Below are 1189 nucleotides of genomic sequence, written 5' to 3'. Positions count from 1 at the left end.
GACGACTTCCACCCGCCGAAACTGTAGAACGCCATCGGCACCGGGATCGGCACGTTGATCCCCACCATCCCCACCTCGACCTCGTTCTGGAACCGCCGCGCCGCGCCCCCGTCGTTGGTGAAGATCGCCGTGCCGTTGCCGTACACACCCTCGTTGATCACCCGCAGGCCCTCCTCGTAGGAGGACACCCGCACCACCGACAACACCGGACCGAAGATCTCCTCGGTGTGCGTCCGCGACCCCACCGGCACCTGATCCAGCACCGTCGGCCCCAGCCAGAACCCCCCGCCCCGGCCGCCCAGCACCTCGGCCTCCCGGCCGTCCACCACCAGCTTGGCCCCCTCCTCGACACCCAGATCCAGGTAAGAGGCCACCTTGTCCCGATGCGCCGCCGTCACCAACGGCCCCATCTCCGACCGCGGATCATCACCCGGACCCACCACCAACCGGCCCACCCGCTCCACGATCTTCTCGACCAGCTCGTCCCCCACCGGGTCCACCGCCAGCACCACCGAGATCGCCATGCACCGCTCACCCGCCGACCCGAACCCCGCCGACACCGCCGCGTCAGCCACCAGATCCAGATCCGCGTCCGGCAGCACCAGCATGTGATTCTTGGCCCCGCCCAGCGCCTGCACCCGCTTACCGTGCGCACTGCCCGTCTCATACACATACCGGGCGATCGGCGTCGACCCCACGAACGACACCGCCGCCACATCCGGATGCCCCAGCAGCCGGTCCACCGCCACCTTGTCGCCCTGCACCACCGAGAACACCCCCTCAGGCAACCCGGCCTCCTGCCACAACCGCGCCATCAGCAACGACGCCGACGGATCCCGCTCCGACGGCTTCAGCACGAACGCGTTCCCACACGCGATCGCCACCGGGAACATCCACATCGGCACCATCGCCGGGAAGTTGAACGGCGTGATCCCCGCCACCACCCCCAACGGCTGCCGCATCGAATACGAATCCACCCGAGTCGACACCCCCTCGGAGAACCCACCCTTGAGCAGATGCGGAATCCCACACGCGAACTCCACCACCTCCAGCCCGCGCGCCACCTCCCCCAACGCATCCGCATGCACCTTGCCGTGCTCGGCCGAGACCAGCGCGGCCAGCTCGTCCCGATGGGCGTACATCAGCTCACGGAACCGGAACAGCACCCGGGCCCGCTTGATCAGCGAGG

The 1189-nt window shown here is 68.7% G+C and carries 1 protein-coding gene; it reads right to left on the bottom strand.

Annotation, left to right across the window (positions count from 1 at the left end; translation table 11 throughout):
* On the bottom strand, positions 1-1189 hold a 1189-nt coding region (locus tag ACIBST_RS48915; protein ID WP_397180297.1), incomplete at both ends, for a CoA-acylating methylmalonate-semialdehyde dehydrogenase.

This window comes from Nonomuraea sp. NPDC049684 (assembly GCF_044465345.1).
Taxonomy (GTDB): domain Bacteria; phylum Actinomycetota; class Actinomycetes; order Streptosporangiales; family Streptosporangiaceae; genus Nonomuraea.
This window is presented reverse-complemented; position numbering and strand designations above follow the sequence as displayed.